Origin of the sequence: Dactylosporangium siamense (assembly GCF_016862795.1) — a bacterium.
Classification (GTDB): domain Bacteria; phylum Actinomycetota; class Actinomycetes; order Mycobacteriales; family Micromonosporaceae; genus Dactylosporangium; species Dactylosporangium siamense.
Genome location: NZ_BONQ01000083.1, coordinates 50,235 through 70,326, shown reverse-complemented (window position 1 = coordinate 70,326; position 20,092 = coordinate 50,235). Strand labels below are relative to the sequence as shown.

Annotated in this window: 21 protein-coding genes; 14 read left to right on the top strand and 7 right to left on the bottom strand. The window is 69.9% G+C overall.

Annotated elements, in window-relative coordinates; genetic code table 11:
* Positions 1–876 (bottom strand): SIS domain-containing protein, encoded by an 876-nt coding sequence (locus Dsi01nite_RS27190; RefSeq protein WP_203849110.1) that lies wholly within the window; start codon positions 874–876, stop codon positions 1–3.
* Between the two features lie 89 nt (positions 877–965).
* Here Dsi01nite_RS27190 and Dsi01nite_RS27185 point away from each other — a divergent pair, with 89 nt between their 5' ends.
* Entirely contained in the window at positions 966–1,763 is a 798-nt protein-coding gene (locus tag Dsi01nite_RS27185) for a DeoR/GlpR family DNA-binding transcription regulator (RefSeq protein WP_239136203.1), read from the top strand.
* Positions 1,764–1,792: 29 nt separating this feature from the next.
* Here the strand turns inward: Dsi01nite_RS27185 and Dsi01nite_RS27180 are convergent, their stop codons facing one another.
* Together Dsi01nite_RS27180 and Dsi01nite_RS27175 are read right to left on the bottom strand one after the other, a co-directional pair.
* A complete protein-coding gene (locus Dsi01nite_RS27180; RefSeq protein WP_239136202.1) occupies positions 1,793–3,265 on the bottom strand; it encodes an ABC transporter permease in 1,473 nt (490 codons plus the stop codon).
* Between the two features lie 8 nt (positions 3,266–3,273).
* Positions 3,274–4,149 carry an ATP-binding cassette domain-containing protein gene (locus Dsi01nite_RS27175; protein ID WP_203849108.1) on the bottom strand — a complete coding sequence of 292 codons (876 nt, stop codon included), beginning with the start codon at positions 4,147–4,149 and terminating at the stop codon, positions 3,274–3,276.
* A 113-nt stretch (positions 4,150–4,262) separates the two neighbouring features.
* On the opposite strand from Dsi01nite_RS27175, the gene Dsi01nite_RS27170 reads away from it, so the two are divergent.
* Positions 4,263–4,697, top strand: coding sequence for a hypothetical protein (locus Dsi01nite_RS27170; RefSeq protein WP_203849107.1), 435 nt, complete (start codon positions 4,263–4,265; stop codon positions 4,695–4,697).
* Positions 4,698–4,701: 4 nt separating this feature from the next.
* Here the strand turns inward: Dsi01nite_RS27170 and Dsi01nite_RS27165 are convergent, their stop codons facing one another.
* On the bottom strand, positions 4,702–5,745 hold the full coding sequence (locus Dsi01nite_RS27165; RefSeq protein WP_239136201.1) for a sensor histidine kinase: 1,044 nt from the start codon (positions 5,743–5,745) through the stop codon (positions 4,702–4,704).
* Positions 5,742–6,377, bottom strand: coding sequence for a response regulator (locus Dsi01nite_RS27160; RefSeq protein ID WP_203849105.1), 636 nt, complete (start codon positions 6,375–6,377; stop codon positions 5,742–5,744). Before Dsi01nite_RS27160 ends, Dsi01nite_RS27165 begins: the two co-directional genes overlap by 4 nt.
* 253 nt (positions 6,378–6,630) lie before the next feature.
* Here Dsi01nite_RS27160 and Dsi01nite_RS27155 point away from each other — a divergent pair, with 253 nt between their 5' ends.
* The 3 genes from Dsi01nite_RS27155 (at position 6,631) to Dsi01nite_RS27145 (ending at position 9,588) form a co-directional block, all read left to right on the top strand.
* A complete protein-coding gene (locus tag Dsi01nite_RS27155) occupies positions 6,631–6,954 on the top strand; it encodes a LuxR C-terminal-related transcriptional regulator (RefSeq protein ID WP_203849311.1) in 324 nt (107 codons plus the stop codon).
* Positions 6,955–7,598: 644 nt separating this feature from the next.
* Positions 7,599–8,468 (top strand): C39 family peptidase, encoded by an 870-nt coding sequence (locus Dsi01nite_RS27150; protein ID WP_203849104.1) that lies wholly within the window; start codon positions 7,599–7,601, stop codon positions 8,466–8,468.
* A complete protein-coding gene (locus Dsi01nite_RS27145; protein WP_203849103.1) occupies positions 8,452–9,588 on the top strand; it encodes a hypothetical protein in 1,137 nt (378 codons plus the stop codon). Before Dsi01nite_RS27150 ends, Dsi01nite_RS27145 begins: the two co-directional genes overlap by 17 nt.
* A gap of 89 nt (positions 9,589–9,677) precedes the next feature.
* On the opposite strand, the gene Dsi01nite_RS27140 is transcribed toward Dsi01nite_RS27145, so the two are convergent.
* Entirely contained in the window at positions 9,678–9,947 is a 270-nt protein-coding gene (locus Dsi01nite_RS27140; RefSeq protein ID WP_203849102.1) for a hypothetical protein, read from the bottom strand.
* 845 nt (positions 9,948–10,792) lie between these two features.
* Here Dsi01nite_RS27140 and urtA point away from each other — a divergent pair.
* The 9 genes from urtA to Dsi01nite_RS27095 all read left to right on the top strand — a co-directional run bounded on the left by urtA (position 10,793) and on the right by Dsi01nite_RS27095 (position 19,015).
* A complete protein-coding gene (urtA, locus tag Dsi01nite_RS27135; protein WP_203849101.1) occupies positions 10,793–12,088 on the top strand; it encodes an urea ABC transporter substrate-binding protein in 1,296 nt (431 codons plus the stop codon).
* A gap of 112 nt (positions 12,089–12,200) precedes the next feature.
* Positions 12,201–13,085 carry an urea ABC transporter permease subunit UrtB gene (gene urtB, locus Dsi01nite_RS27130; RefSeq protein WP_203849100.1) on the top strand — a complete coding sequence of 295 codons (885 nt, stop codon included), beginning with the start codon at positions 12,201–12,203 and terminating at the stop codon, positions 13,083–13,085.
* The gene (gene urtC / locus Dsi01nite_RS27125) at positions 13,082–14,176 is read left to right on the top strand and encodes an urea ABC transporter permease subunit UrtC (protein WP_203849099.1); all 1,095 of its coding nucleotides are present in this window, start codon (positions 13,082–13,084) and stop codon (positions 14,174–14,176) included. Before urtB ends, urtC begins: the two co-directional genes overlap by 4 nt.
* Entirely contained in the window at positions 14,173–15,006 is an 834-nt protein-coding gene (gene urtD, locus Dsi01nite_RS27120) for an urea ABC transporter ATP-binding protein UrtD (RefSeq protein WP_203849098.1), read from the top strand. Before urtC ends, urtD begins: the two co-directional genes overlap by 4 nt.
* Positions 14,999–15,682, top strand: coding sequence for an ATP-binding cassette domain-containing protein (locus Dsi01nite_RS27115; RefSeq protein WP_203849097.1), 684 nt, complete (start codon positions 14,999–15,001; stop codon positions 15,680–15,682). Before urtD ends, Dsi01nite_RS27115 begins: the two co-directional genes overlap by 8 nt.
* Positions 15,683–15,771: 89 nt before the next feature.
* A complete protein-coding gene (locus Dsi01nite_RS27110) occupies positions 15,772–17,451 on the top strand; it encodes a purine-cytosine permease family protein (RefSeq protein WP_203849096.1) in 1,680 nt (559 codons plus the stop codon).
* The gene (locus Dsi01nite_RS27105) at positions 17,451–18,017 is read left to right on the top strand and encodes a TetR/AcrR family transcriptional regulator (RefSeq protein WP_203849095.1); all 567 of its coding nucleotides are present in this window, start codon (positions 17,451–17,453) and stop codon (positions 18,015–18,017) included. Before Dsi01nite_RS27110 ends, Dsi01nite_RS27105 begins: the two co-directional genes overlap by 1 nt.
* Positions 18,002–18,589, top strand: coding sequence for a TetR/AcrR family transcriptional regulator (locus Dsi01nite_RS27100; protein ID WP_203849094.1), 588 nt, complete (start codon positions 18,002–18,004; stop codon positions 18,587–18,589). The genes Dsi01nite_RS27105 and Dsi01nite_RS27100 overlap by 16 nt, the downstream gene beginning before the upstream one ends.
* A gap of 204 nt (positions 18,590–18,793) precedes the next feature.
* Positions 18,794–19,015 (top strand): helix-turn-helix domain-containing protein, encoded by a 222-nt coding sequence (locus Dsi01nite_RS27095; RefSeq protein ID WP_203849093.1) that lies wholly within the window; start codon positions 18,794–18,796, stop codon positions 19,013–19,015.
* 550 nt (positions 19,016–19,565) lie between these two features.
* On the opposite strand, the gene Dsi01nite_RS27090 is transcribed toward Dsi01nite_RS27095, so the two are convergent.
* Positions 19,566–19,883: a hypothetical protein gene (locus tag Dsi01nite_RS27090; RefSeq protein WP_203849092.1), complete on the bottom strand. Its 318-nt coding sequence runs from the start codon at positions 19,881–19,883 to the stop codon at positions 19,566–19,568.
* Positions 19,884–20,092 lie beyond the last annotated feature (209 nt).

Sequence of the window (20,092 nt, the reverse complement as noted above, 5' to 3'; positions counted from 1 at the left end):
TCATGGCTGGGTCAGGATCACGGAACGGGTCAGCAGCCTGGGCCGGTCCGGGTCGAGCCCCTTGCGCTCCGCGAGCGCGACGGCGAACCGCTGCGCGAGGACGAGCTGGGCGAGGGGGTCGAGGCCGTTGCGGACCGGGGTCGCCCCCGCGCCGCGGATCGGCTCGTCCAGCGACTCCGGCACCGCGCCGAACGCCCAGACCAGGCTCCGCGCCCCGGCCACGGCAACCGGTCCGTGCCGGTAGTCCATCGCCGGATACGACTCCGACCAGGCCTGGGCCGCCTCGCGGACCTTCAGCGCCGCCTCGTGCGCCAGCCCCACGGTCCAGCCGGTGCCGAGGAACACCAGGTGCTCTGTCGTGCTGATGTCGCCGGGGAGCTGCGCGGCCAGCGCGGCCTCTCCGTCGGCGACCAGGTGCGACAGGTCCTCCCCGTACGCCCGGCGCGCCACCGCCAGCAGCGTGGTCGGAAACCTCGTCTGCACGACGCTGCGCTCGTCGGCGAAGTCCAGCAGGATCCGCTCCTCGACGAGCCCGTCGACCGGCTCGCCGTCCACCGCGGTGATCGCCACCCGGTGCGTGCCCGCCGGGATCTGCCGCAGCGCGTCGAGCACCTCGGTCGACGTGCCCGACCTGGTGATCGCGATGACCCGGTCATAGCGGCGGCGCGGCACGAACTCCGACGCGCACACGGCGTCGGTCTCGCCGAAGCCGGCCGACTCCCGCAGCTCGGCCAGGCTCTGCGCCATGAACCACGACGTGCCGCAGCCCAGCACCAGCACCCGCTTCCCGGGCGCGACGAGCGCGGCGCCGTCAACGCTTGCGGCCCGCGCCCACGTCTCGGGCTGGCTGGCGATCTCGTTCGCGGTGTCCGTCATGCCCACCAGGGTTGCGCGATTCCTGCGCGTCTCACAAGCTATCTTGCTCAAGTGGACAATCTGAACTGCGCGTTTGTCGGTATCCGCGCGTGAGCCGCCGCCGCGCCGACCGTGTCTCCGCGATCCTGTCCCGCGTCTCGGGCGACGGCTCGATCGACGCCGGCTCCCTCGCCGCCGAGTTCGGCGTCTCCGCCGCGACCATCCGCCGCGACCTGCAGACCCTGGAGGACCAGAAGCTGCTCGCCCGCACCCACGGCGGCGCGGTCGCGGCCTCGCCGTCCCAGCTCGAGCTCCCGGTCCGCTACCGCACCGGCCAGCACCGCGAGGCCAAGGCGGCGATCGCGCGGCTCGCCTTCGACCTGCTCCCGCACGGCCCGCTGATCCTGGGCCTCACCGGCGGCACGACGACCCATCTGCTGGCCCGCCTGCTCGCCACCCGCGTCGACCTCACCGTCGTCACCAACGCGGTCAACATCGCCGCCGAACTGGCCCTGCTTCCCCGCCTCAAACTGATCATGACCGGCGGCGTGACCCGCACGCAGTCCTACGAGCTGGTCGGCCCCATCGCCGACCGCACCCTCAACGGGCTGCACCTGCAGGTCGCCGTGATCGGCGTCGACGGCGTCTCCGCCGCCGGCGGCCTCACCACCCACGACGACATCGAGGCCAACACCAACGCCACCATGCTCCGCCGCGCCGCCCACGTCATCGTCGTCGCCGACGGCTCGAAGATCGGCCGCAACTGCCTGGCCACGATCGCCCCGCTGACGTCGGTCGCGGTCCTCGTCACCGACCCCACCGCCGACCCTTTGGAACTTGAGGCGATCCGCCTCGCGGGCGTCACCGTCGTGAGTTCTCATGATCCGGAAGATCCTGGGCACCCCTGAGTGCACAAGGTCTTCCGGATCACGGGACCTCAGCGGCGGGCGTGGCGCAGCCGCGTCACTCCGAAGGCGAGCCCGAACAGCGCCACCGCCGCGCCCGCGACCGCTGCGGGCGGCGGGCCGCCGGAGGGCAGTGCTCCCATGAAGTCCAGGGCCGCGACATCGTTGATCACCATGTACCAGAGCACGGTGTAGAGCGCCTGGAAGGTGCGTGGCGCGCCGGTCAGCGTGCCGAGCGCGAGTGCCAGCGCCGGGATGAACAGGGCGCCGGCGGTCCAGGCGGCGAGGCCGGGCAGGTCGGCGCCGGCCAGCATCCGGACGGCGGGGAGGGCGCCGGTGGCGGCGGCGAGGAGTACCCCGGCCGCCCACTCGGCAACGAGACGCCGTCGTGGAGCGGGATACGCCGCGAGGATCGCCGCCGTCTCCTGGCGGGTCCCGAGGCGGGACCAGAGCAGCACCGGCCAGATCCACACGACGGCGAGCACCGGGCCGGGCGGCGCGGCGAGACCCGCGACCGCGAGCAGCGCCGCGCCGGCCCACCACCACCATGGCGCGCCCCGGACCAGGATCAGCACCTCGGCGGCCAGCAGCCGCCCGGTCGCGGACCCGGCGACGGCCGCGGTCGGTGGCAGCCCCTGGTAGACGGTGTGCGGCTCCGGCAGCGACCGGGCGGTGGAGCGGGTGGCGACGTCGAAGCGGTGGAACCACAGCGCCGGCAGCAGCGCGACGGCCACCGCGAGGAGGGTCAGCGCGGCCCGCCCCGCGACGAAGCCGGCGTCCAGTGGCAGCCCGGACCACTCGAAGGTCCGCAGTGGACGGTCGACGTACATGAGACCCAACCCGAACGTGTCGGCCGTCGCCGGCATCGTCCCGGCCAGCTGACCGACGCCGATGCCGCCCAGCGGTGCCGACGCCGACTGGCCGCCGACCGCGCCGGCCATCCACACGAAGCACCACAGCATGTTGCCGAACCCGGAGCGCAGCACCGGCGTCGTCTCGAACAGCAGCGCCGCGGCGGCGGTCACCGCGAGCATCGGCAGCGCCAGGAACACGAACGGTGCCAGCAGCCCGACGGGGTCGACGGTGCGGGACTCGCCCCGCAGCAGCTGCAGCACCAGCGCGGTCACCGCGAGGACCCCGGCCATCGAGCCGAGCACCAGCAGGTTGCTGGTGAACTTGCCGGCCAGATACACCGGCGTGCGCAGCGGGCCGGCGGCGAGCAGCTGGCCGACGCCGGTGCGCACGTCGCGGGCGACAGCGTCCCGGACCAGGTAGAACCCGACGAACGTGAGCCACAGCGCGCTGGTCAGGGCGGTCACCAGGCCGACGTACGCACTGGTGTAGAGACCACGGTGCCCGCCGGCGTCGAGCACCACCCAGCGTGCGTCGGTGGGCGGCACCGCGAGCCAGCCCAGGCCGACCGCCGAGATCAGCATCACCAGGTATGCGGGCCGGCGCACCCGCTCACGGAAGTCCGCGACGGCGAGCCCCCACCAGGCCGTCACGCCGGCCTTCATGTCGTGACCCGGGTGCGGTGCACGACGGCGAGGTACGCGTCCTCCAGGTCCGGCGGCACCGGGGTCGCGTCCGGCGCCGGCCGGTGCGCCGCCAGGACCCGCACCCGGACCTGCTCGGCGGTGCGGACGAGGCGGGTCACCGGCAGGCGCCGCTGGAGGGCGGTCAGCTCGGCCGGCGGCACGGTCAGCTCCCAGACGTGCCCGGCGACGCCGCGCTGGAGCTCGACGGGTTCGCCGTCGAAGCGGATCCGGCCGCCGGTGACGACCACGATGCGGGTCGCGACCGACTCGACGTCGGAGACGATGTGCGTCGACAGCAGCACCGACCGGTCCGCGGACAGGTCGCTCAGCAGGTTGCGGAACCGCACCCGCTCCTCCGGGTCGAGACCCGCGGTCGGCTCGTCCACGACGATGATCCGCGGGTCCGCGAGGAGCGCCTGCGCGATCCCGACCCGCCGCAGCATGCCGCCGGAGTACCCGCCGAGCGGCCGCTTCGCGGCATGCGTGAGGTTGACCAGTTCGAGCAGCTCGCCGACGCGCGCCCGGGCGGAGCGTCCCGCCAGCCCGCGGACGGCGGCCAGGTAGCTGAGGAACTCGTGCCCGGTGAGGTGCGGGTACACGCCGAAGTCCTGCGGAAGGTACCCGAGCGCCCGGCGCAGCGGGCCCGGTTTGGCCACCGCGTCGCCGCCGGCGAAGCGCACCTGCCCACCGGTCGGCCGGGTGACCGTCGCCGCGATGCGCAGCAGCGAGGACTTCCCGGCCCCGTTGGGCCCGAGCAGTCCCACGAGACCCGGCCCGAGCCGCAGCGTCAGCCCGTCGACGGCGCGCTTGTGGCCCTTGTAGACCTTCGTGATGTCGATCAGTTCCAGCATCGTTCGAGCGTCCCGACTGCCGCCGCGGCGCACATCTGCCGAACGGCAGATTTCGGGGCTCCCGCGGCCGCCGGAGATGTCGTAGCCTGTTGCCCTTCACGGGAGGAACCACCATGTCAACATCGGCTCAGCAGCAACAGCAGGCTGCCCAGCTCACCCCCTGCCGCTTCTGCAACAACGTCCCCACCGCCAAGACCAAGTTCCGCGGTCACCGGGGCATGATCATCGTGATGCAGTTCCGCCACGTCGACGGCCCGTTCTGCCGGGACTGCGGCATGGCCACGTTCCGCGAGATGACCTCGAAGACCCTCATCCAGGGTTGGTACGGCTACATCTCGTTCCTGATCACGCCGTTCATCGTGCTGTGGAACATCATCAACCGGGGCAAGGTCGCCAGGCTCGCCCCGCCGCAGCCCTCGCCGTTCGGCGGCGCCCGCCAGCCGATGGACCCGGGCCCCCGGCTGCTGGCCCGCCCGATCACCATCATCGGGCTGTGCGTCCCGTTTCTCCTGATCATCGCGTTGGTGATCATCGTCAACCTCGGCTGATACCTCAGCCGGCGGCTGGCAGGTGGCAGATCACCTGCCAGCCGTCGCCGAGCGGACCGGCGGTCAGGTCACCGCCGAGGGACCTCACCCGCTCGTCGAGGCCGGCGAGGCCGGTGCCGCCGCCGTCCCTTTCCGGCCGCGGTTCCGCGCTCCGGTCGTTCACGATCCGCAGCTCGACCCCCGGGCCTGTCGATGTCACGGTCACCGTCACGGTGGTCGCGGCCGGGGCGTGCCGGCGGACGTTGGTCAGCGCCTCGATCACCACGTGGTAGGCGGCCTTCGACGCCTCGTCCGACAACCCGGGCAGCTCTGACATCGTGAGTGTCGCCGCGGCGGGGCCGGTCGCTGAGAAGCGGCGCACGACGTCCGGCAGGTCCACGACGCCGTGGACGCGCTGCGAGACCGGCCCGCGCAGGGTGCTGACCATCCGGTCCATGGCGTCCAGCGCCCGCAGGCCCGCCGCCTCGATGTCGGGCAGCGCCGCCGCCTGCGCCGCGATCACGATGCCGGTGACCTCGTGGGCGACCAGGTCGTGCAGGTCGCGGGCCAGGTCCAGGCGGTGCGCCCGGCGGGCCTGCTCCTCGGCCAGCCGGCGCCGGTGGTCGCCGAGCCGCAGGTACAGCCCGGAGCCGGCCGCGCCGACCGCCGCCGTGAACGCGGCCGCGGCGAGCAGCACCGACGCCTCGACCCGGTCGCCGGGCACGTGCAGGGACATCCGCAGCGGCAGCGCGGTGACGGCGAGGCCGACGGCGACGGTGGCGCGGGCCGGTCCCCGGCGGGCGAGCGACACCAGCAGGACGGTCAGCGCGGTGAACTCGACCGGCGCCCACAGCGCCGGCGGCTGCGGCGGCCCGGTGTAGAGCGCGTCGGCCAGCAACGAACCGCCGGCCACCAGCGCCGCCGGCCACGGCGCGCGTTGCAGTGCGGCGACTGCCACCGCGGCGACCGCGGCCGCGCCGGGGATGATGCCGGCGGGCCCGGTCAGCGGCAGCGCGCACAGCCCCAGCAGCCCGACCGGCAGCACCACCAGGAGCAGCTTGAGGTTCACGGTGCCACGGTGCCCGTGTCCCACGCCCACACGGCGATCCCGACGCGGTTGCGCACGCCGAGCTTGCGCTGGATCGCGGCGACGTGCGTCTTGACCGTGCCCGCCGAGATGAACAGTTCGGCGCCGATCTCCGCGTTGGTACGCCCGGCGCCGACGTGCGCGGCCACCTCCAGCTCCCGTTCCGTGAGCGCCTCGACCGGTGCGGGCCGGACCGGGCGGGGACCGGTGACGTGCTTCAGCAGCCGCACCGTGATCGACGGGCTGATCAGGCTGTCGCCGGCGTACGCGGCCCGGACCGCCTCGGCCAGCAGTGCCGGCCCGGACCGCTTGAGCAGGAAGCCGGAGGCGCCGTCGCGCAGCGCCGGGTAGACGTATTCGTCCAGGTCGAACGTGGTGACCACGACGACCCTGGTCGGCCCGCCGGCGAGGTGCCGGGTCACGGTGAGGCCGTCCATGCGCGGCATGCGGATGTCGAGCAGGGCGACGTCCGGGGCGAGCTCCCGGGCGAGCCGCAGCGCCTCGACCCCGTCGGCGGCCTCGGCGACCACCTCGACATCGGGCTCGGCGCCGAGGATCTGCCGCAGCCCCGCCCGGACCATCGGCTGGTCGTCGGCGATGAGCACGCGGATCACAAGGTGGAAGCCTAGGCCAGCCGGGCTTCCGGGCCACCGGCTCGGTAACAGGCGGTGCCGCTGTGGCGCCGTCCCGATCTGCTCGCCCGGTTCGTCTGGGGCCAAACGAGGTCGGCTGTTGACCGGCCGGGCGACCCGGTGTATCGGCTGGTCAGCAGTCGGCGGCCGGAGGACGGCGCTTCTTGCTGCCGCGAATCTCTTCCGCAATAATCCTCGTGCCGAGCGGTGATTGGACTCCATCACTGCCTTGGCCATGGCGCCGCCGCCATGCGCATCAGGTCACAGCACACGGGGGAATGCATTGGGTACAGGTGATTTCGGTATGCCCGAAATACGATTCGACAGCACCACACAGTCAGTGTTGTCCCTTTTGGCGGCCGGACTCACGGATGAGGCGGTTGCCCGGCAACTGCACCTCGGGGTCCGCACGGTGCAGCGTCGGATCAGCGCCTACTCGGAGGAGCTCGGCGCGACCAGCCGCTTCCAGCTCGGGTGTCTCAGCGTCAGCGCCGGGCTGGTGTCCGTGCACCATCAGATCGTCGCCGACGGGCATCCGCAGACCGTGCGACTGCCCTAGCCTCGGCGCCGGCGCGGCACCGCCGCAAGCCGCGGCCGCGGCTCGTGGCGGTGCCGCGCGCCGGCTCACGAAGCCGCCCGGCATCAGGCCGGCAAACGCCTGTGAACAGGGACATTGTGCCGATCGCCATCGACGGTCCGGAACCTGGCGGGATCCCGCCAGGTTCATCGGGCTCGATCCTCCGCTGGGTAACCGCACGGCGGGACGGGCCGGCCGGGCGGCGAACCGGATGACCTGGGACGACTGGTGAGCCGGACCCGATCGGGTTGAGAGAGCGCTGTCCCGGCCGTCACGGAATGCACACAGCCACCGGCCGCGGCGGGATTTCGAGGGCCTTGTCCGGGCCGCGCAGCTTGCTAATGTCTGCGGTCAGCGGCGTCGGAAGCGCCGCTGACCGACTCCCTCGACCACTCCCATGCACGGAATCGGCGTGAGGTGCGCACATCGTATCTCAGGCCGTGAGGCGGCTTTCGGCAACGTCGACAGTCACCTGGTTCGACACGCGCCACGGTCATTGTCGTGGCGATGTCGGTGGGGGAATTCCGGTCCGGAACCGGGCGGCATCATCGTCGTGTTCAGGCGGCGATGAATCGCGCCCGGCGCCGAAAAAGGTCCCGATCCCCTGACGGGGTAGGAGGCAAGAGATGCACCGTGCCCTCGGTCGAATCCGTGGCTCACGAATCGCGGCGGTAGGCGTCGCGATCACCCTCGCCGTGGCCGGCCTGGCCAGCCCGGCGGCCGCCCAGGACGGCGCGACGACCATGTCCGACGCGCAGGAGGAGGCGTACAAGGCGGCACACGACACGGACCCGCACACGCCACTGTCGGCGGCGGACAAGAAGGCCGCGAAGATCAAGGAGGCTGCCGCGGCCAAGCACCAGAAGGACAAGCTCGCCGCCGCCGGCGCGCAGAAGGCCAGCAGCGTGTCCCCGATGAACTCCATCGGCGCCAACAACCTGAGCATCGTGCAGCAGCCGCAGCAGACCAACTACTGGTGCGGTCCGGCGATGGTGTCCGCCATGCTCAACGCGAAGGGTGTCTCCTTCTCGCAGTCGCAGGCGGCGAGCATGATGAAGACGACCCAGGCGGACGGGACGGCGTGGTCGGGCATCAACGCCAACGTGCCGTCCCCGACGGGCTACCCGGTGCGGGACACGCTCAACTACAAGCTGAACACGTCGTTCTACGTGCCTCACGGCTACGGTTCGGCCACCTCCACCGAGAAGACGAACTGGCGGAGCAACGTCGCCCACGACATCGACAACGGCTACCCGATCGCGGGTGACGCCTACGAGGTCGTCGGCGGCAAGCACCTGGCCGGGCACCCGAACAGCAACATCTTCCACTGGTTCGCGGTCTTCGGTTATGCCAACTACGGCGCCACCACCAACTACATCGACTCGGTGAGCGGTGCGACGTCGGTGTCGTGGTACGCCAGCGTCAAGGCCTACAACTACGACTTCAACTCCGACAACCTCGTGTCCATCATGAGCGGACGTGGCTACATCTGGTAGCCGGCCGCTCCGGGTGATGCTGTGTGCGGTCGTCCTGGCGTGCGCCTCCGGGTGCACGCCGGGGCGGCCCGCCGCTCCTGCGGCATCCGGACGGTCGGACACCCCCACCGCGGTCGGCGCGACGGACGGCGACTTCTGCAAGGTCGAGCTGCCGGCCACCTGGAAGCAGGCGCTGACCGACGGGAAGGTCGCCCACCAGAAGGGCGAGGCCCTGCAGATCGTGACGGCGGCGGAGGACGGCACGCTGTTCGTCGACGCGTTCGCCGCCGGCACCCGGTCGGTGCAGCGCATCCGCGGCGGCGAGCGGACCACGGTCATGCGGCTCGCCGACGAGGACGCCCAGGTCTTCGACGCCACCTTCGACGGGCGATGGCTGGTCTTCTCCGTGCAGGACGAGCCCACCCTCGACAGCACCTTCGGCTACTACGCCTGGGACTCCTCCGGCGCGACGCCGGCCCACCGGATCGGTCAGTCCACCACCAAGGGTGGCCCCTGGCCCAACCCGGTCCTGCTCGACGGCCGCGCGTTCTGGACGATCTCGATCAGCGAGTCCGCGTCCCAGCTCCACATGACGGACCTGGCCTCCGGCGCCGACAAGGTGATCAGGGAGGGCATCCCCAACACCCCGTTCCGCTTCGGTGACCTGGTCGCCTGGAACGAGATGGACCCGCGCTACGACGCGATGACGCTCGTCGCGGCCACACCGGCCACCGGGGCGGTCGTGGCACTGCCGGCGGAGCTGAGGACCCCGGTCGCGCGGCCCGCTACCTTCAACGGCGACCAGCAGACCGTCGTGTGGGCCGCGAACCAGAACCGCCTGCGGGTCTGGCGCAAGGGCGCACCCGAGCCGGTGACCGTCATCGCCCACCCGCCGGCCGGGACCCGGGTCGAGTGGCCGAGCATCACCGGCGACCACGTCGGCTGGGACAACGGCGACGCCATGCTCCTCGGCGACCTGCGCACCCGCTCCTACACCCAGGTCACCCCGACCGCCGGTTCCCTCGTCGCACGCAACGGCGTGGTGATCGTCGGCTACGCGCCGACCGGGAAGGACCGGCACCCGGTCCGGGAGTGGACGGTGGTGAAGACCTCGGCACTGCCGCAGCTGCCTGCGTGTTGACATTGCGGAGCCGGGCGTGACGTGGCGTCCGGCTCAGCACTCCCGCTTGCCCCGCTCCCCGGATCGACCGCGGTCCATCAGGGCGGGCTTCAGCTGACGCGAAGGATGTAGTCGGCACTGTTCACGGCGGTGTGCCCGGCTGCGGAGCCGGGGCACTTGCCCCAGGTCGCGTGTCCGTTGAACCACAGGCTCTCGCAATGGGAGCACCAACGCCAGTTCTTCTGGCCACCCGGGCCGTTGTTGCTGGTGGTCGTCTCAAGCCGGTAGGAATTCCGCCAGTCCTTGTCGTGGGAACCCTCACCGTGGTTGTTGCCCGGGCAGCGCCCGAAGCGGGTGCTGCCGGGCGTGTGGAACCACATCCCCAGGCACATCCAGCAATACCACCAGTTGTCCTGTCCGCCGCCGCCCTCGTAAGAGAACCTCAACGTGTAGTGCCCGCTGGCGGAGTGGACGTGCTGGCCTCCGGTTGGGCAGTCGCTGATGGACGTATCCCCGTTGAACCACAGGCCTTCGCACTTCGCACACCAACGCCAGCCACTCTGGGATGCCCGGGCCGGGCTCCCCATACCAGGAGTCACCGCGCCGGCGGTGAATGCGACCGCGCCCGGCGCCCGGAGAGGGTTCCTTCGAGGCAGCCCCGACGTACTGGCTCGCTTTGACAATGCTGGCTCCTGACATTGATCAGATGCGATTCCGGCAGGGAGCCAGCGTAGAAATCGACGCTCTCCGTTCTATATCCACTCACTGTCACAGCGCGGTAGTGGCGAGTAGTGCGACCGTCGCGGCGCAACCGGATGCCGTCGGCCTCGGCCTGCGCTGCCCAAGGGCCTGCCACGCCGGCGCCCAGCGCCGATGACGCGACCGCGACGCTGCTCGCTGAGATGTCAGAACTGTGCCATCGCGACCATGCCATCGCCGGCCATGGCAGTGCTTTGACATCGTCATTCCACGAGTTTCCGCGTATTTGCAGGGCTTTTGGACGTCAGTTGAGTCCGTGGTTACAGGGTTGGAACGGTCAAGAAATGTCAGAGTAATGACTCGCGGTCAACCTGCTCTCACCTGCACAGTCGGCTGCACCTGGCCGGCGACACGGGGTGGGGCGCTCGGGACGCCGGCGGTTCGCCCTGGACATGCGTATCCGCACGATCCGCCGTGCCGCGACCTAGGCGTCACGCCCCCTTTACCAGGAACGGAGTTCTCACATATGTCCACCACCAGCAAGCGGCTGCGCACGCTTGTGGCCGCGGGTGCCATCGGGACGACCGTCGCCCTCGTGCTCGCCGGCTGTGGCGCCAAAGCCGGCGACGAGACGCCCGGCGGGTCCGCTGCGGCGAGCAGCTGCGTCGACACCTCCGGCGACACCATCAAGCTCGGCTTCCTCAACTCCCTGACCGGTGGCATGGCGATCTCCGAGAAGACCGTCTCCAACGTGCTGCACATGGCCGCCGACGAGATCAACGCCAGCGGCGGCATCCTCAAGAAGAAGATCAAGTACGTCCAGGAGGACGGCGCCACCGACTGGCCCACCTTCGCGGAGAAGACCGAGAAGCTGCTCACCCAGGACTGCGTCGGCGCGATCTTCGGCGGCTGGACCTCGTCCTCCCGCAAGGCCGTCAAGCCGGTCGTCGAGAAGAACAACGGCCTCTTCTTCTACCCGGTGCAGTACGAGGGCCTTGAGGCGTCGCCGAACATCTATTACACCGGTGCGACCACCAACCAGCAGATCATCCCGGCGATGGACTTCCTCGCCTCCAAGGGGGTGAAGAATCTGTTCCTCGCCGGCAGCGACTACGTCTTCCCGCGCACCGCGAACGCGATCATCAAGCTCTACGCCGCCAAGCTCGGCATCAAGATCGTCGGTGAGGAGTACGTACCCCTCGACAAGGACGACTGGACCACCCAGGTAGCGAAGATCAAGGCCGCCAAGCCCGACTTCATCTTCAACACCATCAACGGCTCGTCGAACGTCGGCTTCATCAAGGCCTACTACGACGCCGGCCTCACCGCGGCGACGACGCCGATCATCTCGGTGTCGATCGCCGAGGAGGAGGCGCCGGCCATGGGCCACGAGGTCACCGGCCACTACGCGTCCTGGAACTACTTCCAGTCGCTCAAGACCGACACCAACCAGAAGTTCATCGACAGCTGGAAGGCCTACCCCAACAGCAGCGGCGTCACCTCCGACCCGATGGAGGCCGCCTACATCTCGCTGTACCTGTACAAGGCCCTCGTCGAGGCGGCCGGCTCGTTCGACGTCACCGCGGTGAACGCCGCGGCGAAGAAGAACGCCATCACGTTCGCCGCGCCGGAGGGCACCGTCACGCTCGACGGCGAGAACCACCACATCTCCAAGCCGGGCCACATCGGCCAGATCAACGCCAGCAAGCAGTTCGACATCGTCTGGTCCTCCGACGCGTTCATCAAGCCCGACCCGTTCCTCAAGGGCTACGACTGGTTCCCGGCGAACGTCCGCGACCAGCTCGTGAAGGCCGCGGGCTGATCGTCCCACCCCCCACCCGGACGCGGGGTTGCGTGTCGCCTGCGGCAGGCAACCCCGCGCACCCGGATCCGAATCCCCCTCACACCCACCCCCGCACAGAGAGCGAGAGCACGTGGACGCATTGATCCCACCGCTGCTGAACGGCAGCGCACAGGGTGCGCTGCTCCTGCTCGCCGCGCTCGGCCTCTCGCTCACGTTCGGTCAGATGGGCGTGATCAACATGGCCCACGGCGAGTTCCTCATGATCGGCGCCTTCACCGCCTACCTCGTCCAGCAGGTCATCGACTCCAGCGACCTGTCGATCCCGGTCGCGCTGCCGGTCGCGTTCGTCGTCGCCGGACTGTTCGGCCTCCTGCTGGAGGTCAGCATCATCCAGTGGATGTACCGCAGGCCCCTCGACACCCTGCTCGTCACGGTCGGTGTCAGCCTGATCCTGCAACAGGCGGCGCTGCAGATCTTCCCGTCCCAGGGCGTGCCGGTGGAGAAGCCGGGCTGGCTCGACGGGCAGTTGACCGTCCTCGGCTACGACTGGCCGCTGCGGCAGGTGTTCACCATCCTGCTCGCGACCGTCTGCGTCGCCGCGCTGGCGGCCTGGCTCAAGTACACCTCGTTCGGCCGCCGCATCCGGGCGACCGTGCACAACCGGGACCTCGCCGAGACCGCGGGGATCTCCACCCGCACCGTCGACCGCCTGACCTTCTTCGTCGGGTCGGGGCTGGCCGGGGTCGCCGGAGTGGCCGCGTCGCTCATCGGCGGCACGAACTCCACGATGGGCGCGCAGTACATCATCCCGGCCTTCCTCGTCGTCGCCGCCGGCGGCATCGGCCAGCTCAAGGGCACCATCATCGCCGCGTTGGGGGTGGGCGTCGGCCTCTCGTGCTTCGCCTACTGGACGACCGGCAGCCTCGCGCAGGTGCTTGCCTTCATCCTCGTGATCGTCTTCCTGCAGGTCCGCCCGCAGGGCCTGTTCACGGTGCGAACCAGGAGTCTGGTATGACCAAACTGAAGCCACACCTCTCCCTCGGCGGCATCGGGGTGTTCGCCGTCCTGCTCCTCGCGGTCGCTCCCTCCGTGCTCACCGATCACTGGCTCAGCAATCTCGGCAAGTACTGCTGCTGGGCGATCGCCGCCGTCGGCATCGGTCTGGCGTGGGGCCGGGGCGGGATGCTCGTCATGGGCCAGGGGGTGTTCTTCGCCCTCGGCGCCTACTCGATGGCCATGCACCTCACGCTGGAGACCGCCGGTGACGGTGTACCGGGGTTCATGGTGCTCTATGACCCGCTCGCGCCGCTCCCGGCGTTCTGGGAGCCGTTCCGCAGCACGGCGTTCACCCTGCTGGCGATCGTGGTGCTCCCGGTGGTCGCGGCCGGCATCCTCGGCTACGCGCTGTTCAAGCGCCGGGTGAAGGGTGCGTACTTCGCGATCCTGACGCAGGCGCTCGCCGTCGCGCTCGCCACCCTGGTCAGCTCCACGATCCGCGAGACCGGCGGCGACACCGGGCTCAGCGACTTCAAGTACTTCTTCGGTTACGTGCTGAACGACCCGGCGAACAGGACCATGGTGTACCTCATCACCGCCGGGCTGCTCGTCGCGTGCCTGCTCGTGGTGTGGCAGCTCTACCGCAGCCGCTTCGGCGAGCTCCTCGTCGCCACCCGCGACGCCGAGGAGCGCGTGCGCTTCCTCGGCTACGACCCGGCCAACGTCAAGCTCGTCGCCTTCGTCGGCGCAGCGCTGATGGCAAGCATCGGCGGAGCGATGTTCGTGCCCATCGTCGGCATCATCACGCCGGCCGAGATCGGTGCCGCCGCCTCGATCCTCATGATCGCCGGCGTTGCCTTCGGCGGCCGCGCCTCGCTCTTCGGCCCCGCGCTCGGCGCGATCGCGGTCGGCTGGGGGCAGTCGAGCCTCGGCTCAACCTGGCCCGAAGGCTGGACGTACATCATCGGCCTGCTGTTCATCGTCGTCATCCTCTTCCTGCCGAAGGGACTGTCGTCGTTGCCGGCCAGGTTCAGGGCAGCGCGACGGGGCCCGGGCGAACCGCTCGCCGCGCCGGCCGCCACCAGGCAGCTCGAGGGGGTGACGTCGTGACCACGCCCTCTTCCTCAGGCGACTCGCTCGTCGTCACCGACCTCCACGTCGAGTTCTCGGGCTTCGTCGCGGTCGGCGGGGTCTCCTTCGACGCGCACCCCGGCGAGGTCCGGTTCCTCATCGGCCCGAACGGTGCCGGCAAGACGACCTGCATCGACGCCATCACGGGGCTGTCGGCGGCCACCGGGTCGGCGAAACTCGGCGAGCAGGAGCTGCTCGGCCGGCCGGTACACAAGATCGTCCGGCTCGGGGTCGGCCGTACGTTCCAGACCGCGAGCGTCTTCAACGAGCTGTCGGTGCTGCAGAATCTCGACATCGCCGCCGGACGCCACCGCCGCTGGACCTCGCTGCTGCGGACCCGTCGCGGCGTCGACCCGTCGATCATGCAGGCGCTCGAGGAGACGGGACTCGTCGACGAGCTCGCCACGCCCGCCGGCATCCTGTCGCACGGCCAGAAGCAGTGGCTGGAGATCGCGATGCTGCTCGTGCAGGACGCGCAGGTGCTGCTGCTCGACGAACCCGTCGCCGGGATGAGCCACGACGAGCGCACCGCGACCGGCGAGCTCCTGCAGCGCATCGCGGCGAAGCGCATCGTGCTGGTGGTCGAGCACGACATGGACTTCATGCGCCGCTATGCCACCCGCGTGACGGTGCTGCACCAGGGCAAGGTGCTCTCGCAGGGCACGGTGGCCGAGGTCCAGGCCGACCCGAAGGTGCAGGAGGTCTACCTCGGCACCGCGGGAGCCGCGACCACGGCCGCCATGGCGGCCGTGCCCGAGGAGGCGGCCGCCGAGCTCGCAAACTTGCAGGAGGAGGACTCACATGCTTGAGCTCACCGACATCGAGGCCGGCTACGGTCGCACGCAGGTGCTGCACGGGGTGACGGTGCCGGCCGGGAAGGTCGTGGCCGTGCTCGGCCACAACGGCGCCGGCAAGACGACGCTGCTGCGGGTCGCGATCGGGCTCATCAAGCCGACGAAGGGCCGCGTGTTCTTCGACGGCGAAGACATCGCGTCGCTGGCCCCCAACAAACGCGTCGCTCGCGGCATGGCGTACGTGCCGCAGGGCCAGCAGGCGTTCGGCCAGCTCACCACGCTCGAGAATCTGCAGCTCGTCGCCGACGGGCGCCGGGGCGGCAAGGCCCTCATCGACGCGCAGCTGGCCCGCTTCCCCGCACTGGAGCAGTTCGCAGCCCGCAAGGCCGGCCTGCTCTCGGGCGGGCAGCGCCAGCAGCTCGCGATCGCCCGCGCCCTGATCACCGAGCCGAAGCTGCTCATCCTCGACGAGCCGACCGAGGGCATCCAGCCCACGATCGTCGCCGAGATCGAGCACACCATCGTGCAGCTGGCCAGTGAGGGCATCAACGTGCTGCTCGTCGAGCAGCACATCGGCTTCGCCCTCGAGGCCGCCGAGCGTTACGTCGTGCTCGCCTCGGGCTTCGTCACCCAGACCGATGAGGGGGGCTCGGCAGCCGTCTCCACCGTGCGAGCCGCCATGGCGATCTGAGCCGACATTGCCGTTTTCCGGGCCTGCAACGCGGTCGTAACAACGGCACCGGAAGATGCCCCACGCCTAGCGCGTGAGGGGATGCCATTGTGAGCAGAACAGGCAACGCGCGCGAGGCCGCGGAGGACAGCCTCGAGGACTATGCCTTCCGGTATGTGCCGCGCACCTTCCGGCGCTGGAGCGCGGCCTCCGTCGGCGCGACCGCCCTCGGGTCCATCGCGTTCCTCGCCGACTTCTCGATCGGCGCGAGCGTCGGCATCGACCACGGCACCGCCAACGCCGTGCTCGGCATCCTGTTCGCGTCGGTCATCATCATCATCGTGGGCGTGCCCGTCGCCTACTACGCCGCCCGCTACAACCTCGACCTCGACCTCATCGCCCGCGGCTCGGGGTTCGGCTACTACGGCTCGATCATCACAACGGTGATCTTCGCGGGTTTCACCTGCATCTTCTTCGCCCTGGAGGGCGCCATCATGGCGCAGGGGCTGCAGGTGGCGACGGGGACGCCGCTGTGGCTCGGCTATCTCATCTCGACCGTGGTCGTGATCCCGATCGTCATCTACGGCATGCGGGCACTGGAGCGCCTGCACTTCTGGACCACGCCCATGTGGCTCGCCCTCGCCCTGCTGCCACTGCTGTGGATCCTCGTCTCCGACCCCGAGTCGGTGAGCGCATTCATGTCGTTCGGCGGCAAGTCCGACGGCTCGATCAGTTTCGGCGCCGTTGTCTCCAGCGCGGCCGTGTGCTTCGCCCTCACCCCGCAGCTGGCGGAGCAGATCGACTACATCCGCGCCATGCCGCCGCGCACGCCGGCGAACGCCCGCTCGTGGTGGACGTCGTTCGCGTTGTCCGGCCCCGGCTGGGTCATCTTCAGCGGTACCAAGCAGATCATCGGGGTCTTCCTCGCCGTCTACGTCCTCGTGAAGGTGGATCCCACCCTCGGGCACAACGCGACCGAACCGGTCAAGCAGTTCGTCGGCATGTATCAGACCCTGCTCCCCAACTGGCTCGCCATCGTCCTCGCCCTGGTGCTCATCGTGGTCGCGCAGGTGAAGATCAACGTGACGAACGCGTACTCGGGCTCGCTCGCCTGGTCCAACGTCTTCACCCGGGTGGCGAAGCACTACCCGGGCCGCACGATCTTCGTGCTGCTCAACCTGGTGATCGCATACGCGCTCATGATGCTGGACGTCTTCACCCTCATCTCCTTCGTGCTGAGCCTCTACGCGAACGTCGTCATGGCGTGGCTCGTGACGATCGCCACCGACATCGCGATCAACAAGTGGGTGCTCCGCATCTCGCCGCGCTTCCCAGAGTTCCGCCGCGGCATGCTGCACGACTGGAACCCGGTGGGGCTCGTGTCGGTGGGACTCGCCTCGGTGCTTTCGCTGCTCGCGTTCGCCGGGCTGCTCGGCACCGCCGTCAAGCCGTTCTCGGTGCTCATCGCGATCGGTGTCGCGTTCGTCGCCACGCCGGTCATGGCCCTCGCCACACGGGGGCGCTACTACCTCCGCCGCCGCTCCGACGGCATCGACGCCCCCCTGTTCGACGAGCACGGCAACCCCTCGGGTGAGCGGTTCCGCTGCCATGTCACCGGGTACATGTTCGAGCGGCCGGATATGCTGGCCTCGGCCCAGCGAGGGTCGCACGGGCAGTTGCAGTACGTCTCGTCGCTGGCGCTCACGCTCGACAGTTCCGATCGCTACGTGCTTCCGCCGGAAGTCACCGGCCCCCCGCACCGGGCGACCGATCGAGGCAGGGGAACGTGATGGAGGAGCCGGTCGACACCGCGACCGCGATTCTGGCGAGCGCTGCGGCTCTGCTGCGTGAGCACACGTTCGACGACATCTCCTATCGTGCCCTCGCCGACGAGGTCGGCATCTCGGAGCGCACGGTCTACCGCCAGTACCCCACCCGTGCGCACCTGCTCGCCGCACTTTCGAACTGGATTGAGCAGACCCATTTCCCGCTGCCGCCGTTCGTGACCGTGGCCGATTTCCGCGCCGCCGTGCACGACCGCTTCCGCGCCTTCGACGCGTCGCCCGCGTATGCATTCGTCGGCGCACGGGCGTCCGCGATCTCGCCGACGCTCGACGCCGAGCCTGCCTACATCACCCGTGCGATCGAGGCGATGCTCGACGTGTCGGCTTCGACGCTCAACCGACGGGATCGGCGGCGGCTCGCGGCATCCCTGCGATACTTCTCCTCGGCGATGTTCTGGGCGCGACTGCGCACGGGCTTCGACATGGACGCCGGCGAGATCTGCGACGCGTTCGACCGCGCCGTCGGCACCATGCTCGCGAGGCTGCTCGACGCGACGTGGGCGAAGCCGTGACCGGGCCGGCGGACGTCCCGGCGCTGAGCGGCACGCAAGCGGCGATCCTCGCCGCCTACGCCGAGCTGATCGAGGAGGTCGGCAGCGACGACGTGTCATTCCGGCTCGTCGCGCGCCGGGCCGGCATCGCCGAGCGCACGGTGTTCCGCAACTATCCCACGCGGGTCGATCTGCTCCTGGCGACCGCGACGTGGATCGAGGCCACGGTGTTCGCCCGCGAGGAGTCGCACTCGATCTTCGACATCCCCCTCGCGATCCGCGACGCGATGCAGCGGTACGACGAGCGGCCGGAGCTCGCGCACGTCGTCGCCGAAACGGCAATGCGCGGCGTGAGCGGCGCGGCGCCGTCGCTCGGCCGGCCGCACCTCGAGCGGCTGCTGGACGCCGAGGTGCCATCCCTCGACGAAGTGCAGCGCAGGGCGGTCATCGTGGCACTGTGTCACCTCGACTCCGCCGCGACCTGGGTGACGTTTCGCCGCGAGTTCGGCATGGACCGGCGTGACATCGCCGACGCCGCCGCGTGGGCGGCGGAAGCGGTGCTCGACAGCATCCGCGACCGCGTCGCCCTGTAGGGCCGCGTCGTCACCTCAGCCCGCCGACGCCGGTCCAGATCCCGGCAGCAGCCATGTGCAGCGTGTCATTGGGCGCCTGACGACCGGCCGCTGCACCGTCGTCGTAGCCGAGATGACGTCTTCGTCGTCCGCGTGACCGTGTTCGACCCCCTCACACACTTACCGCTCGCTCGTTCGAGTGCAGCAGCCACGCCGCAGGTGCTGGTGACCACCCGCGAGGTGCCGTCCGGTGCAGTCGAGCCGTGGTGCGTGCGATCGGCGACGTACACCCGCGACCTGCCCGAGGTGACGCACACCGGTCTGCTCGGCGCGCTGTGGCACCGCCGCAACGCCCAACTCGCCGAGTTCGCCGGCCACCTCGGCGTCAGCGAGCGAATGATCTCCAGGTGGGAAGCCGGCGGCGAGGCGATCATCCCAGGCCAGTGAACCAATCCGCTTTTGACACGTCAATTGCCGCCTCCAGCATTGACGTTCAGGCCAGATTCACCGACACCGTTGGACCTGCGCCGACCCTCAGGCACAGGAGAACACCATGTCGCACCCACCCCCGGCCAGCCCTAGGTGTTCTGCCCAGAGAGGTTGGGGACGAGCACCACATCCGCCACCCCGTCGACGGCAAGCTCATGACCCTCGTCGACGCTGGCATCTTCCGACCTTCGCCGCGACCTCGCCCACCCGGTCGCCAGCCTGCACCGCCAACACCGCGGCTCCACGACAGACATCTGCAACAACGCCAATCCCGGCTCCCCGACCAACGAGATCTCCGCAACGACCTCGTGATCAAGACGCCGAACACGGCACCTGTCAAGCGTCAGCTGGGACGCGGCTGTCAAACATCAACCGGGACCAGACATGCCACAGAACCGCATGTCGAGTCCCACCTGATGCTTGACGTTTCCGTCTCACCTGATGTTGGACAGGTGGCCTAGGGACGTTTTGGATGCTTCATCGTAGACGTGCTCGGGCGTGGCGCTGCCTAAAGATCGATGTGGTGGTCGATCGGGCGTTGAGCCGGCTCGGTGTACTCGGTCAGGGTGAACCGGCGATGCTCGTCGGTGGGGTGCACGGTCACGGCAACGGTGCTCTCGTCTTCGAATCGCAGCATGAAGACGGGATCGAGTTCGCAGAAGAAGGCGAACCCCTCGCGGTCCTCGCCCTTGTTGCTGGTCAGGAACCCATGAGCGTCCCATCCGGCACCGCTGGTGGTGATCACGACTGCCACCTCGACGCTGTCGAGCAGGGTGGACGAGTTCGCCCACCACTCCAGCCAGGCGCGGCCTTCGAAGCTGTCCATGCTCGTCATCATTCCAACGACAACCTGGGGCGCGGAGCCCGACTTTGCGGCGGGGGCAGCGTGGCGGCGTCGTGCATCGTGGTGGCGCGGAGCGACTGGGCGGTTCGTAGCGCCTCGGCCGAGAGCTGGTCGGTCTTGCGGGGGCGGTGGGCTTTGATCCGGGTGACGGGCTGGTCGGTGGTGCGTCGGATGGTGCGGGTGCCGTCGTC

Bases quoted from the DNA above. Each gene is read 5' to 3' on its own strand.
- Dsi01nite_RS27190 (WP_203849110.1), bottom strand. From the start codon at position 876: ATGACGGACACCGCGAACGAGATCGCCAGCCAGCCCGAGACGTGGGCG.
- Dsi01nite_RS27175 (WP_203849108.1), bottom strand. From the start codon at position 4,149: ATGCTGGAACTGATCGACATCACGAAGGTCTACAAGGGCCACAAGCGC.
- Dsi01nite_RS27170 (WP_203849107.1), top strand. From the start codon at position 4,263: ATGTCAACATCGGCTCAGCAGCAACAGCAGGCTGCCCAGCTCACCCCC.
- Dsi01nite_RS27155 (WP_203849311.1), top strand. From the start codon at position 6,631: ATGGCGCCGCCGCCATGCGCATCAGGTCACAGCACACGGGGGAATGCA.
- Dsi01nite_RS27150 (WP_203849104.1), top strand. From the start codon at position 7,599: ATGCACCGTGCCCTCGGTCGAATCCGTGGCTCACGAATCGCGGCGGTA.
- Dsi01nite_RS27140 (WP_203849102.1), bottom strand. From the start codon at position 9,947: ATGTGGTTCCACACGCCCGGCAGCACCCGCTTCGGGCGCTGCCCGGGC.
- urtA (WP_203849101.1), top strand. From the start codon at position 10,793: ATGTCCACCACCAGCAAGCGGCTGCGCACGCTTGTGGCCGCGGGTGCC.
- urtC (WP_203849099.1), top strand. From the start codon at position 13,082: ATGACCAAACTGAAGCCACACCTCTCCCTCGGCGGCATCGGGGTGTTC.
- Dsi01nite_RS27115 (WP_203849097.1), top strand. From the start codon at position 14,999: ATGCTTGAGCTCACCGACATCGAGGCCGGCTACGGTCGCACGCAGGTG.
- Dsi01nite_RS27105 (WP_203849095.1), top strand. From the start codon at position 17,451: ATGGAGGAGCCGGTCGACACCGCGACCGCGATTCTGGCGAGCGCTGCG.
- Dsi01nite_RS27090 (WP_203849092.1), bottom strand. From the start codon at position 19,883: ATGGACAGCTTCGAAGGCCGCGCCTGGCTGGAGTGGTGGGCGAACTCG.